The organism is Rhizobium quercicola, assembly GCF_021168455.1.
GTDB lineage: Bacteria > Pseudomonadota > Alphaproteobacteria > Rhizobiales > Rhizobiaceae > Ferranicluibacter > Ferranicluibacter quercicola.
The window spans coordinates 1-11128 of sequence record NZ_JAJOZR010000026.1 but is presented as its reverse complement, the minus strand read 5'-3'; the positions used below and the strand labels follow the sequence as shown (position 1 = coordinate 11128).

General features: G+C 59.4%; 18 protein-coding genes. 10 read left to right on the top strand and 8 right to left on the bottom strand.

All coding sequences use genetic code 11. The features are described 5' to 3' along the window. Window positions 1-102 precede the first annotated feature (102 nt). Complete coding sequence (gene tnpB / locus LRX75_RS23075; RefSeq protein ID WP_231816915.1) at window positions 103-378, bottom strand: IS66 family insertion sequence element accessory protein TnpB; 276 nt, start codon at window positions 376-378, stop codon at window positions 103-105. Between the two features lie 5 nt (window positions 379-383). Between tnpB (LRX75_RS23075) and tnpA (LRX75_RS23505) the strand changes: the two genes are divergently transcribed. The 4 genes from tnpA (LRX75_RS23505) to LRX75_RS23055 are packed head-to-tail and all read left to right on the top strand — an operon-like array spanning window position 384 to window position 3131. Continuing rightward, complete coding sequence (gene tnpA / locus LRX75_RS23505) at window positions 384-788, top strand: IS66-like element accessory protein TnpA (protein WP_420851261.1); 405 nt, start codon at window positions 384-386, stop codon at window positions 786-788. Further along, a complete protein-coding gene (gene tnpB / locus LRX75_RS23065; protein ID WP_011654616.1) occupies window positions 785-1135 on the top strand; it encodes an IS66 family insertion sequence element accessory protein TnpB in 351 nt (116 codons plus the stop codon). The genes tnpA (LRX75_RS23505) and tnpB (LRX75_RS23065) overlap by 4 nt, the downstream gene beginning before the upstream one ends. Before the next feature lie 59 nt (window positions 1136-1194). Then, window positions 1195-2832: an IS66 family transposase gene (gene tnpC, locus LRX75_RS23060; RefSeq protein WP_231816914.1), complete on the top strand. Its 1638-nt coding sequence runs from the start codon at window positions 1195-1197 to the stop codon at window positions 2830-2832. Continuing rightward, complete coding sequence (locus LRX75_RS23055) at window positions 2832-3131, top strand: hypothetical protein (protein ID WP_110808511.1); 300 nt, start codon at window positions 2832-2834, stop codon at window positions 3129-3131. Before tnpC ends, LRX75_RS23055 begins: the two co-directional genes overlap by 1 nt. On the opposite strand, the gene tnpB (LRX75_RS23370) is transcribed toward LRX75_RS23055, so the two are convergent. The 4 genes from tnpB (LRX75_RS23370) to LRX75_RS23035 form a co-directional block, all read right to left on the bottom strand. Continuing rightward, window positions 3126-3272: an IS66 family insertion sequence element accessory protein TnpB gene (gene tnpB / locus LRX75_RS23370; RefSeq protein ID WP_420851259.1), complete on the bottom strand. Its 147-nt coding sequence runs from the start codon at window positions 3270-3272 to the stop codon at window positions 3126-3128. The genes LRX75_RS23055 and tnpB (LRX75_RS23370) overlap by 6 nt on opposite strands. 120 nt (window positions 3273-3392) lie before the next feature. Then, a complete protein-coding gene (gene tnpA / locus LRX75_RS23045) occupies window positions 3393-3776 on the bottom strand; it encodes an IS66-like element accessory protein TnpA (RefSeq protein WP_231816913.1) in 384 nt (127 codons plus the stop codon). 198 nt (window positions 3777-3974) lie between these two features. Continuing rightward, a complete protein-coding gene (locus tag LRX75_RS23040) occupies window positions 3975-4268 on the bottom strand; it encodes a type II toxin-antitoxin system RelE/ParE family toxin (RefSeq protein WP_231816912.1) in 294 nt (97 codons plus the stop codon). Beyond that, window positions 4265-4573 carry a type II toxin-antitoxin system RelB/DinJ family antitoxin gene (locus LRX75_RS23035; RefSeq protein ID WP_231816911.1) on the bottom strand — a complete coding sequence of 103 codons (309 nt, stop codon included), beginning with the start codon at window positions 4571-4573 and terminating at the stop codon, window positions 4265-4267. The genes LRX75_RS23040 and LRX75_RS23035 overlap by 4 nt, the downstream gene beginning before the upstream one ends. A 530-nt stretch (window positions 4574-5103) precedes the next feature. On the opposite strand from LRX75_RS23035, the gene LRX75_RS23030 reads away from it, so the two are divergent. From LRX75_RS23030 to LRX75_RS23500, 4 genes are all read left to right on the top strand, one after another. Further along, a complete protein-coding gene (locus tag LRX75_RS23030) occupies window positions 5104-5832 on the top strand; it encodes an SDR family oxidoreductase (protein WP_231816910.1) in 729 nt (242 codons plus the stop codon). Between the two features lie 11 nt (window positions 5833-5843). After that, a complete protein-coding gene (locus LRX75_RS23025) occupies window positions 5844-6743 on the top strand; it encodes an SDR family oxidoreductase (RefSeq protein WP_231816909.1) in 900 nt (299 codons plus the stop codon). 79 nt (window positions 6744-6822) lie between these two features. After that, window positions 6823-7056: a hypothetical protein gene (locus LRX75_RS23020; RefSeq protein ID WP_231816908.1), complete on the top strand. Its 234-nt coding sequence runs from the start codon at window positions 6823-6825 to the stop codon at window positions 7054-7056. After that, window positions 6972-7154, top strand: a complete 183-nt coding sequence (locus LRX75_RS23500) for an ester cyclase (protein WP_420851263.1) — start codon at window positions 6972-6974, stop codon at window positions 7152-7154. Before LRX75_RS23020 ends, LRX75_RS23500 begins: the two co-directional genes overlap by 85 nt. Window positions 7155-7205: 51 nt before the next feature. Here LRX75_RS23500 and LRX75_RS23015 read toward each other — a convergent pair whose 3' ends face one another. After that, window positions 7206-8120 carry a LysR family transcriptional regulator gene (locus LRX75_RS23015; protein WP_231816907.1) on the bottom strand — a complete coding sequence of 305 codons (915 nt, stop codon included), beginning with the start codon at window positions 8118-8120 and terminating at the stop codon, window positions 7206-7208. A gap of 88 nt (window positions 8121-8208) precedes the next feature. Here LRX75_RS23015 and LRX75_RS23010 point away from each other — a divergent pair, with 88 nt between their 5' ends. Continuing rightward, window positions 8209-8652 carry an ester cyclase gene (locus LRX75_RS23010; RefSeq protein ID WP_231816906.1) on the top strand — a complete coding sequence of 148 codons (444 nt, stop codon included), beginning with the start codon at window positions 8209-8211 and terminating at the stop codon, window positions 8650-8652. Window positions 8653-8661: 9 nt separating this feature from the next. Further along, window positions 8662-9582 carry an NADP-dependent oxidoreductase gene (locus tag LRX75_RS23005; protein ID WP_231816905.1) on the top strand — a complete coding sequence of 307 codons (921 nt, stop codon included), beginning with the start codon at window positions 8662-8664 and terminating at the stop codon, window positions 9580-9582. 79 nt (window positions 9583-9661) lie between these two features. Here the strand turns inward: LRX75_RS23005 and LRX75_RS23000 are convergent, their stop codons facing one another. Together LRX75_RS23000 and LRX75_RS23495 are read right to left on the bottom strand one after the other, a co-directional pair. Next, complete coding sequence (locus tag LRX75_RS23000) at window positions 9662-10645, bottom strand: SDR family oxidoreductase (RefSeq protein ID WP_231816904.1); 984 nt, start codon at window positions 10643-10645, stop codon at window positions 9662-9664. A gap of 20 nt (window positions 10646-10665) precedes the next feature. Then, a complete protein-coding gene (locus LRX75_RS23495) occupies window positions 10666-10962 on the bottom strand; it encodes a DUF2306 domain-containing protein (RefSeq protein ID WP_420851262.1) in 297 nt (98 codons plus the stop codon). Window positions 10963-11128: the final 166 nt, after the last annotated feature.

Sequence of the window (11128 nt, the reverse complement as noted above, 5' to 3'; positions counted from 1 at the left end):
CATCCGGAAGCTCGTCTGCCGTCATCGTCATAGGTTGAGAACAGCATATTTTGCCGCTCGGAACGAGAGGTTGAATGCGGCTGATTCAATTGGTCTCGGCCGTCATCCGGCCTTAACAGGCGTGCGCGTTTGGCTCGGCGCTGCCACGCGTTTCCAGTCCAATCCTTCGAACAGAGCCGAGAACTGGGCGGATGTCAGATGCATCGCGCCGTCCTGCATTCGAGGCCAATGGAACTCGCCATCCTCAAGTCGTTTGGCGACCAGGCACACGCCGCTGCCATCCCAGAAGATCAGTTTGATCCGGTCCGTGCGCTTGGCCCGGAGTATGCCTCCGCCGAAGGCCGTCTGCCCTGATTTCGTGATTGGCTTTAAGTCCATGCCTTATGTCATGCGCTACAATCATTTCCCCTATTGAGGTCTTTTCCGCGGACGATCTTGGCCGTCGACGGGATTGGTCGGACGAAGAGAAGGTTCGGATCGTCGAAGAGAGCTTGCAAGGCTTTCGGCAGGGTTCAGTGACGGCGCGGCGATATGGATTGTCTCGGTCGTTGTTGACCCGTTGGCGTCGGGAATACCGGAGCGGGCTTCTGAGCGTTGCCGCATCAACAAGCTTCGTGCCGCTTTCGATTTTGCCGCCGCCGGCATCTTCCGAGATGGCCGGTCCGCTCCGGTCGGACGGCGACAAGACGATCGAGATCGGCCTGCCGAACGGTCGTCGCCTGACGATCCCGGCCTCGCTTGATCCGAACATCCTTGCCGGCCTTTTGCCGGTCCTGGATGCGTCATGATCGCCTTTCCGGCCGGGGTGAAGGTGTGGATCGCGGGCGGCGTGACGGACATGCGTTGCGGCATGAACAGCCTGGCGCTGAAGGTGCAACAGGGTCTTGGCCGCGATCCTCATGGCGGTGAGGTCTTCTGCTTCCGGGGTCGCAAGGGTGATCTGATCAAGGTTTTGTGGCACGACGGGATCGGCATGTCGCTTTACCTGAAGCGGCTTGAGGCCGGAAAGTTCATCTGGCCGGTCAGTCAAAATGGCTCCGCCGTGCCAGTGTCGGCGGCGCAACTCGGCTATCTTCTGGAAGGGATCGACTGGCGCAATCCACGCTGGACGCAGCGACCTGCAACGGCAGGATAGTCGCCAACCGCTCCACTGTTTTTGTTGGGCTTTTTGTGGTTCCATGGTAGCTTTCGGCCATGGATGATGCTGCTTCGGAGATAGCCAGATTGCGCGCCGCGCTTGCGGTATCGGAAGCGCGTGCCGCCTCCGCCGAGGCCGATCTCGCGCAGGTGCGCGCCGTCGTGACGACTTCGGAGGCGATGATCCGGCACCTCAAGCTCGAGATCGCAAAGCTGCGCCGTGAGCAGTATGGCCAGAGCTCGGAACGGCGCGCCCGGCTAATCGACCAGATGGAACTGCAGCTCGAAGAACTCGAAGCCGACGCCACCGAAGACGAGATCGCGGCTGAACGCGTGGCAGCGAAGATCACAAATGTCTCCGCCTTCGAACGCCGCCGGCCGGCCCGCAAGCCGTTTCCCGAGCATCTGCTACGCGAGCGCCTGGTCATCGAAGCTCCCACGCAATGCGCCTGCTGCGGCTCGGCCCAGATCGTGAAGATCGGCGAAGACGTCACCGAGACGCTGGAGGCGATCCCGCGCCAGTGGAAGGTGATCCAGACGGTGCGGGAGAAGTTCACCTGCCGGGACTGCGAGAAGATCAGCCAGCCACCGGCTCCCTTCCATCCGACTCCGCGTGGATGGGCAGGTCCCAACTTGCTCGCCACGATCCTGTTCGAGAAGTTCGGTCAGCATCAGCCATTGAACCGCCAGGCCGAGCGCTATGCCAGGGAAGGCGTCGATCTCAGCCTCTCTACTCTGGCCGATCAGGTCGGGGCCTGCGCGACGGCGCTGCAGCCGATCCATGACCTGATCCGTGCCCATGTTCTGGCAGCCGTTCGGCTGCATGGTGACGACACCACCGTGCCGCTTCTGGCCAGGGGTGCAACAAGGCAGGCAAGGTTATGGACCTACGTCCGCGATGATCGTCCCTTTGCGGGCGGCGGGCCTCCTGCAGCGTTCTTCCACTTTTCTCCGGACCGGGAGAAGACCCATCCCAACACGCATCTTGCCGGATGGCACGGCATACTGCAGGCGGATGCCTATGGTGGCTACAACGATCTCTATCGTGCGGGTCGCCGCCCCGAACCGGTCAAGAGCGCGCTCTGCTGGAGCCATGCACGGCGCAAGTTCTTTGAACTGGCCGATATCGCCGGCAACGTGCGCAAGGGCAAACCTGCCCACGAGATATCGCCTGTCGCGCTCGAGGCCGTCGCCCGCATCGACGCGCTCTTCGATTTCGAGCGAGGCATAAATGGGAAGTCCGCCGAGGAGAGACTGGTAGCGAGGCGGCAGCATGCGCGTCCGATCGCCGAGGAACTGCGCGACTGGCTCATGGCCCAGCGTTCCCAGATGTCGAAGCACAATCCCGTCGCTAAGGCGATCAACTACATGTTCGAGAAGGAGGGACGCTGGGAGGCCTTCACCCGGTTCCTCGATGACGGCAGGCTATGTCTGACCAACAATGCGGCCGAGCGCGCCCTGCGCAGGATAGCTCTCGGAAGAAAGGCGTGGCTCTTCGCCGGCTCCCAGCGCGGCGGCGAGCGTGCTGCCTTCATGTATTCCCTGATCGTCACGGCCAAGATGAACGACATCGATCCGCAGGCCTGGCTGGCGGACGTGCTCGCTCGCATGCCTGGCATCCCCGTGTCGCGGCTGCCTGAACTGTTGCCGTGGAACTGGTCTTCCGCAGGCCACGTCCACCAGAAAGCAGCCTGATGGCGCGCCCGACGCATGTCTACACGATCGACTATGTTGCCTCGCTGATCGGCGAGAACATTGAACTTCTCCAGAAAATCGCCAACAATTCCGACAACATCGACTACGGCGAGATGATCCATGTCCATGACGGCAGCGAAGAGGGCATCACCACCTTCACGGACCGGGGGATCGAAAGCTTGCAGGAATTCCTCGCCGATATCCGCACCTGGGACGGAGGTGTGCGGCAGTTCCTTATCGACGAGCAATGTGATCCGGAAAGGATCGAACGCATCATGGCGGACCAGCCTAAATCATAAGCTCCGCGGCCTTCGCCGGATGGATACGGCCCGGAATACGTAGATCATGCCGGAAAACGGGTCAGCACCCATCTCAGCCTTCACCAGTGCCGCCAATCCTTCCGCGCCTTTGCGGAAGTCTACAGGCTTGGTAGCGATCATTACCTTCACCGCACCGGACGGCCCAATCACGATTGAGCCTTCAACGCCTGGATGACGGCAGCAATGGTTGTGGCATCGGTGCCCGAGGCAATGCGCAGCGTGGCTCCATCAATCTTTAATTCAATAGCCGACTCCGGAAAAGTTCTTCTTGGCAAACGTGCCTGCCGCGCCTTCTTCGGCTCCGACGTCTCGGGTTGTCACGATGACCGCTGGTGCAAACATCGGCTCCTCCGCCGGCACAGAAAGAACCCCAGCTGGCTTTCGGGCGAGCCGTCGCCATGTGAACAATTGCTGAGGCATCAACCCATGCCGCCGCGCCACAGAGCACACCGTCACGCCCGGTTCGCAGCTCTCCGCAATGATCTGCGCCTTCTGATCGTCGGTCCATTCCCGACGACGGCCATTGCCAGTGAACACCTCGAACCGGCGTACCGGCTCATCCTTGGATCTAAGCGTAAGCTCTGAAATCGACATATGTCCAAGCCCTCTTTCGAGGCTGAACATCGTCAATCAAACGCCGATCCGGAAGGTGGGGTCAGGACAGCGCTTACGCAAGTATCGATAGGCGACGCCACCTATTGCACCTTGCGGCGATTTCCGTGCCTGTGACTGACGAATTCAGAAAGCTGATAAGAAGCTTTTCACGCCTTGAAAAGGACTCGAACCGCCGACACGTTGATACTAAGTACCGAGAACAAAGCCCTAACGCGTTGGCACGGTGTCAGGCCATTCCTGCGCGCCATGGAGGACGCGAAGAATACGAACTGCTGTTTCGGTAATTGCATACGCCGCAACGTACGGCGTGCCGTTAATGACCAGTTCGCGGGTGCCGGCAATTCTGCCGACACGACCGCTCGCGGGGAAATCCATCAACCGGCGGACAGCAGAAACTATCCGTTCGTCAACCAGAATAGCGGCTGACGGGTTTCCTGCTTCTATGTATGTGAAGATTGCATCGCGATCCGATAACGCGAACGCGGACCAGGTTAGCTTCACGACTTGCGAGCACCCACGTTAAGGCGGGCGGCCGCTCGACGGCCAGCGAAATGTGCCTCAACTTCATCATCCGAGACGTCCGGTCGAGTATCGTTCAGCGCTTCAAGTACCTTGGTGCGAAACCAAGCGTCATGGGCCTCACTCCCTGAAAGAAGCTCCAGCGGCAGCGCACCCTCGTTGGCGGTCCGGGTGAGTAAGATTCGAACCGCATCCGATACCGTAAGCCCCATATTTCCGAGCACTGCGGAGGCACGGTCCCGAACCTCGGCGTCAATACGAGTTTGTACCAGTGCATTAGCAGCCATAGCTATCTCCAATTTTCGGTGAAATTATAATGCAAATGAATGACAAACGCCATAGCACTTTTAAGACCGTCGCCGTTCTCCGTTCCTCTAGTTGTTCTTGAAAGGAGTCGAACCGCGGACCACCGCCTCTTGCGGGCTAACTAGCTCAAATAGAAGCGGAAGACGCACGCCGATGTAATGAACACCATAAGCAATCGTATGCCGGAGCCGCAGAGCTAGTTGCCAATTCTACCCACGGCTCAAATGATCGCCGGATGTTCCCTCTTCTTCATCGTAGAAAAAGTCACCCTCCGCATTGCAAGCTCCCTGCGGTCCTCACGTGTCGCGTTCGCGACTATAGTACTTCCTATGACGTGCGGAATGCGGTCAGTCCTAGTTATGGAAAGCGCAAAAACTCAGCGACAGTTCTCGTATGGATCGGCGAAACCTTTATCAACCGCGTAAATGATGACCCATACCATAAGTCGATTTCATCTCGGTACGACACCTCCGTAAAATGGCTCAAGGAAAGCCTGAAGGAGGCACGCCACATGCAAAGAACAGTTATTGTCACAGGTGGATCGCGCGGGATCGGTCGCGCCACCGCCCTGCTCCTTGCCGCACACGGTTGGGACATTGTCGTCAATTACGCCAACAATCATGACGAAGCCGCATCTGTCGTCGCAGAGATCGTCGGACAAGGTGGGCGTGCGAATGCGGTTCGCGCCGATGTTTCGTCAGCGGCCGAAATGAAGGCGCTCTTCGATCAAGCGGAAGGCGCTTACGGCAAGGTGAACGCGCTGGTCAGCAGTGCGGGCATCATCAGGCCGTCGCCGATCAAAGACCTCGACGACGCAGGGTTGTCGGAACAACTAGACACAAATCTTAGAGGAACAATTAACGGCATGCGCGAAGCCGCGCGACGCATCGTCGACGGCGGCCGCATCGTTAGCATCTCCAGCACGACGCTTGCCCTCAACCCTCCAGGCTACGGCATCTACAACGCGACGAAAGCCGCCATCGAGGCTCTGACGCGCGTGCTTGCCAAGGAGCTTGGAAGTCGGCGGATTACCGTCAACGCCGTGGCTCCCGGTCCTGTCGAAACGGATTTGTTCGTTACGGGCAAGAGCCCGGCCGAGATCGACCGCATGGCCCAAGCGGCACCCTTCAAACGTCTCGGACAGCCACAGGACATTGCCGAAGTCGTCGCATTTCTTCTGTCTGACGCAGCAGGATGGGTCAATGGCCAAGTCGTGCGCGCCAATGGCGGATTGGCTTGAGGAGAAATATTATGTCTCAGAAAGTCATTGTCGTCACAGGCGCCGGATCCGGTATCGGTCGCGCCGTCGCCGAGGCACTCGCCAACGCGGGCGACATTGTCTACGCTTCGATGCGATCTCTTAAGGATCGAAACCAGGAACGTGTCGAGCAGATGTCGCGGTTCGCGGCGGAGAAGAAGATCGATCTGCGCGCGCTTGAGCTCGACGTCCTCTCGGAGGAGAGCATTAGAGCAGCATTCGATCAGGTCCTGCTGGAGACCGGTCGGCTCGACGTGGTCGTCAACAATGCGGGCATGCTGATGGTCGGCATTTCCGAGGCCTTCACGCCTGCGCAAATGGTAAGGATTTTAGACACCAACGCGATCTCCTGGCTTCGGGTGAACCGGGCAGCGCTACCAATCATGCGCCGGCAGAAGGGAGGCGTCCTTGTCTATGTCGGCAGCACGACCTCGCGCATCGACGAGCCCTTCATCGGTCCCTATATAGCCAGCAAGGCGGCGGGCGAGGCTCTGGCCGAAGCAATGCGCTTTGAAGCCGCACCCTTTGGTATCGAGAGTGTCATCGTGGTGCCCGGAGCATTTACGTCCGGCACGGAACATTTCGCGGACGCACATGGACCGGAGAGCCTTGCCGTCGTCAGCCAATACGGTGAGCTTCCGGATCGTCTTCGCGGCCTGGGCACGGCGCTTGAGGTACTGGATGCCGAAAAAGGCCTCGGTTTGACTGTCGAATCCGTTGGCAAAGCGGTGAAGGATGTCCTCGATCTTCCGTTCGGAGAGAAACCGTTCAGGATTACGATCGATCCACAGGCCAAAGGGATGGACGAGATCGAAGCCTTGATCGGCGCCAGGCAGCGTTCGTTCTTCGATAGACTTGGGATAGCCGACCTGATGAAGCCCAAGCGTCAATAGTCTCAACAACGCCAAAAGCTCGGCAATGCTCCCAAACACGCAACCGCAAGCAGATCCTACCTTTGCCAAAGGAACACCCATGAGCAACATCCTCCAAACCGCCGGCTTAGTCATCGCGTTGGCAGCGCCATCTCCACGCGAAGCGACGATCGCGAGATGGAGCGCCCGAATCGCCAAGGTACCGGATTTCAGGTTCGAGATCCGGGATGTTGTCACGATGGGAAACAGATTGTTGTTCGCAGCGAAGCTCAAGGCACACCTGTCGGCGAGTTTCTCGGTGTCGCCCAGTCCGGTCACGCCTTCCGGATCATGACCATCGATGTCCACGAAGTTCAAGATGGCAGAGTAGCCCGGACATTTCACGTCGAAGACTGGGCGCGCGGGGAGCGCCAGCTGCGCGACCACGATTGAGGCGAGCTCTACCCCCGCGCATGTCGTCTAACCTTTCTGGCAGAGGCCAGTCTAGGAGGCGGCCTTTTCAAAGAGTGACCCGATTACCTCACGCAGCCAGCGCTGTGCGGGGTGAACGTCGTTGCGCCTATGCCATGCCATGTCGAACTTTGCCGTTCCAAGTTCCAATGGCGGCTTCAGGACGTGAAGCTGTTCGCGATACCCGGATGCTTCAACGACGCCCTTCATCAGCGTCGCCATCAGGTCGGACGACGCAACGAGCGGCGGCGCGGCGTACATTTGCGGGAGCGTCAGCGAAAGGCGCCGTCGCAACCCCAGCTTGCCGAGTGCGGCATCGACCATCCCGAAACGCTCGTTTTCCGGAGAAACCAGAAGATGCGACATCTGGAGAAACGAGTCGAGCGTTAGCTCTGCGTCTGCTTGCGGATGGTCTTTGCGGAGGACGCAGACGAAACTCTCCTCGAACAGTCGTTCGCTCAGGATACGACCTGCCGCCGTGTGCGGCACGCCGACGGTTAGATCTGCCTCCCCAGAATCCAGAAGCGAGAGGACCGCGTCGCGATGGTCGAAGTTGCGGATCCGTAAAACGATACCCGGCGCCTGAGTTCGCAGGAGAGCAAGTAGTTTTGGCAGGACAATAAACGCCGCGTGCTCGGAAAGGCCGATCGAGAATGTGACGGTTGACTTAGAGGGGTCGAAGACCTGCGTGAACTCCAGAGTTCGTTGGATTTCTGCCAGCGCATGGCCGAGAGGTTCGGCGAGATCGAGCGCGCGCGGCGTCGGCTGCAACCCGTCTGGGCCACGAATAAACAGATCATCCCGCAAGAGAGCACGCAGACGGGAAAGTGCTGCACTCATCGCCGGCTGTGTGCGCCCGATCCTTACTCCTGCACGCGTCACGCTCCGCTCGGCCATAAGAGCGTCGAAGGCCACAAGGAGGTTCAGATCGATACCATGTAAATCCATGCGGTGGATGTTACAGCATACCTAATATCGATTTCAACGATGAAATCGCGTGACGTACGTTGCTCATCGTCCACATAGAAAGATTGATATGAGCAACGAACAACCACCATACAGCGGGATAAGTACCGCAGATCTACAGACGCTTCGCACCTTCTATAAGGCGTTCGAAGGAAATCCTTCTCTTCTCGACGAAAGCGTCGTTCTCGATTGGCAAGACATCCCGCTTGCTCCTGGCCAGGCAGCCGGCCGCGATGGCTTCAAGCCCATGATCGCCGCATTCTCCCAAGCGTTCGCTGACCTCAAGATCGAGATCGTCGATGTGATCGGCGGGCCGGACAAGGCAGCGGTCCGCGCCGTCATTACCGGCCGCCACGTTGCAGATTGGTTCGGGGTTGCCCCGACCGGCCGCGAATTCTCGCTTCCGATCCATGAGTTCCACGCCTTCGAGAACGGTCGGATTACCCACACCTGGCACATGGAAGACTGGATGGGCTGGTTTGCCCAGATGGGTGCCTGGCCGGTCAAGAACTAGGAGCTGACAATGCAACAGATCATTCTCGCAGACTATGAACAAATATTTGTTCTGCAGGACGCCGCTATCCCTGAGCCGAAAGACGGTGAGGTGCTCGTTCGCATTGCAGCCGCGGCCCTCAACCCGCTCGACGTCAAGCTGCAACGCGGTCAGGTGCATGCCTACTTCCCGCTCACCTTCCCGTCGGCCATGGGCACGGATCTCGCGGGCACGATCGAGAAAACGGGTTCACTGACCTCGCGCTGGAGGGCGGGGGATCGGATCTTGGCGCGGCTCGACCCGACGAAGGGTGGCGCTTTCGCGGACTACGCCATCGTTCCCGAAGATCAACTGGCGCTTGTTCCTCAAGATCTGGACTTTAACAGCGCGGCCGGATTGCCGACCGCCGCAGGAACAGCCTGGCAGGCACTTGTAGAGATGGCGGATCTTCAGGCCGGCCAGACCGTGCTTGTGCATGCAGGTACCGGGGGTGTCGGAAGCTTCGCTATCCAGTTCGCCAGGGGCCTTGGCGCCCGGGTTATGGCCACTGCGTCGGGAGACGGTGGGGAGATCGCGCGCGAACTGGGTGCAGATCAGGTCATCGACTATCGATCCGAGGATTTTACCCGCAAGGTTTCTGACATCGATGTGGTGCTGGACACGATCGGCGGGGAGACACAGCAGCGCTCTTTCGAGGTGTTGCGCAGTGGTGGTAAGCTGCTTTCCACCGTTTCTCCGCCCGATCAGGCACTGGCGACCGCCCACAAGGTCGAAGGTGCATTCGTGTTTCACACATCGAACGCAAAGCGGCTCTCGGATCTGGTCAAGGCGATGGGGGCAAAGGGCCAATCGGTCCTGATCGATGGTGTTTTCCCCATTACCTCGTTCGCAGAGGCCTTCGAGCGTCAGGCATCTGGCAGGGCGCGTGGCAAGATCATCCTGAGTTTCTGATCGTCCTCGTGGGAGCAATGAAGCCGGGCGGCGTTTTCGCCCGGCTCTTTCTTTTTATCACTCGGCGCTCGTGAACCGTTTATGCCGTGCCGAAATAATCCAATCCTTCGAGATCGTCGATCAATGCGGGGCCAACCGGCCGCCAGCCGAGTTCTTGCTGTGTCCGCTGGCTGTCGACAGGGTTATCGACTCCCACAAAGGGCGCCAGGAAGCCGAACTGGCGCTTGGCTTGCAGCGATGTTGCGGATCGGACTGGAAGACCGAGGTCTTTGGCCATGATTTCAGCAATCTGCTTGTATGTGACCCCTTCCTCTGCTGCGCCGTGATAAACACCCCCCGCCCGTCCCTTTTCAAGCGCCAGCTCAAAGAGAGAGACGGCATCGCCGATATGTACCCCACTCCATCGATTTGAGCCGTCTCCGACATAGAGCACCTCACCATTCTTACGGGCAGCTGTCGCGAGTTGCGGAATTAACCCACTGTCGCCCCGACCGTGCACTGACGGCGCGAGCCGAACCACGGATGCCCGCACGCCACTTTGCGCCCACTGCCTCACCAAGGCCTCGCTGACAGCACGAACGTGACCGGGTGAGCGGGGATCGGGTAAGTCGGTTTCCACAGCATGGCGTTCGGCGCGCGCGCCTGGGGGGCCGGCCACGCCCATAGTAGCGAACGCCGTCACCATCGGGCGTCCGGATCCAGCCAAAGCCGCGGCCAAAGCATCAATGGCTGCCTCGTTCGTGGCCGTTATCGCCTGCATCATTCTCGCGACGGTGTTGCCGGGCCATCCCCCGAGGAGAGCGCCAAACAAGCGCCGGCGCGGTAGGTCGCCCGGCGAAAAGCTGTAGGCGAGATGTACGACCGCATCGGCCTCGGCAGCTCCTCTACGGAGAATATCGAGATCGACGATGCTCCCTGCAAGCGGACGCGCGCCCAGAGACCGCAAGCGACGCTCTGATGTCTTTGAACGGGCCAATCCAACGATCTCGTGGCCTTTTGTCGACAGATGCTTAATAAGCGCAGGGCCGACAAAGCCGGTCGCCCCCGTCATGAAGATACGCATTCAATTACTCCTTGTAGCTGTCATGGGGTGAGCGACGGAACACTTGTCGGACGACGCCAGAGATAGAGCTCTGCGAGCAGAAGGTTCGGTAGCCAGCAAGCCCATGCAATAATACGGTAGGCTGTTAGAAATTCGACGTTGAAGACGTCCGAGAGCGGCAGGTAGATACGAAGTGTCACTGCTGAGAGCGTGAGCGCATAGGACCGGATCATCCAGCGCCGGTGCGATGCAATACGGCCGGCAAGAACCTCGCGTACTGCAAGACCCGTCGTTATAAGCCACGCCAAGCCGAGGGCAGCGAAACCCGCCCCGGCCACTGGACCCGAGGACAGACCAGTCGCCAGCACCAGCGCCGCTAGGCCGGATCGACATTCATCGCAGCCAGATCATTGCTGCGGCGAGGCAGATGAAGCCTTCGAAGTGAATGGTTCTGCGGTCATAGCGGGTGGCGAAGCGGCGGAAGTGTTTCATTCGGTTGAAGCA

Bases quoted from the DNA above. Each gene is read 5' to 3' on its own strand.
- tnpB (WP_231816915.1), bottom strand. From the start codon at position 378: ATGGACTTAAAGCCAATCACGAAATCAGGGCAGACGGCCTTCGGCGGA.
- tnpA (WP_420851261.1), top strand. From the start codon at position 384: ATGTCATGCGCTACAATCATTTCCCCTATTGAGGTCTTTTCCGCGGAC.
- tnpB (WP_011654616.1), top strand. From the start codon at position 785: ATGATCGCCTTTCCGGCCGGGGTGAAGGTGTGGATCGCGGGCGGCGTG.
- tnpC (WP_231816914.1), top strand. From the start codon at position 1,195: ATGGATGATGCTGCTTCGGAGATAGCCAGATTGCGCGCCGCGCTTGCG.
- LRX75_RS23055 (WP_110808511.1), top strand. From the start codon at position 2,832: ATGGCGCGCCCGACGCATGTCTACACGATCGACTATGTTGCCTCGCTG.
- tnpB (WP_420851259.1), bottom strand. From the start codon at position 3,272: ATGATCGCTACCAAGCCTGTAGACTTCCGCAAAGGCGCGGAAGGATTG.
- tnpA (WP_231816913.1), bottom strand. From the start codon at position 3,776: ATGTTCAGCCTCGAAAGAGGGCTTGGACATATGTCGATTTCAGAGCTT.
- LRX75_RS23035 (WP_231816911.1), bottom strand. From the start codon at position 4,573: ATGGCTGCTAATGCACTGGTACAAACTCGTATTGACGCCGAGGTTCGG.
- LRX75_RS23030 (WP_231816910.1), top strand. From the start codon at position 5,104: ATGCAAAGAACAGTTATTGTCACAGGTGGATCGCGCGGGATCGGTCGC.
- LRX75_RS23025 (WP_231816909.1), top strand. From the start codon at position 5,844: ATGTCTCAGAAAGTCATTGTCGTCACAGGCGCCGGATCCGGTATCGGT.
- LRX75_RS23020 (WP_231816908.1), top strand. From the start codon at position 6,823: ATGAGCAACATCCTCCAAACCGCCGGCTTAGTCATCGCGTTGGCAGCG.
- LRX75_RS23015 (WP_231816907.1), bottom strand. From the start codon at position 8,120: ATGGATTTACATGGTATCGATCTGAACCTCCTTGTGGCCTTCGACGCT.
- LRX75_RS23010 (WP_231816906.1), top strand. From the start codon at position 8,209: ATGAGCAACGAACAACCACCATACAGCGGGATAAGTACCGCAGATCTA.
- LRX75_RS23005 (WP_231816905.1), top strand. From the start codon at position 8,662: ATGCAACAGATCATTCTCGCAGACTATGAACAAATATTTGTTCTGCAG.
- LRX75_RS23000 (WP_231816904.1), bottom strand. From the start codon at position 10,645: ATGCGTATCTTCATGACGGGGGCGACCGGCTTTGTCGGCCCTGCGCTT.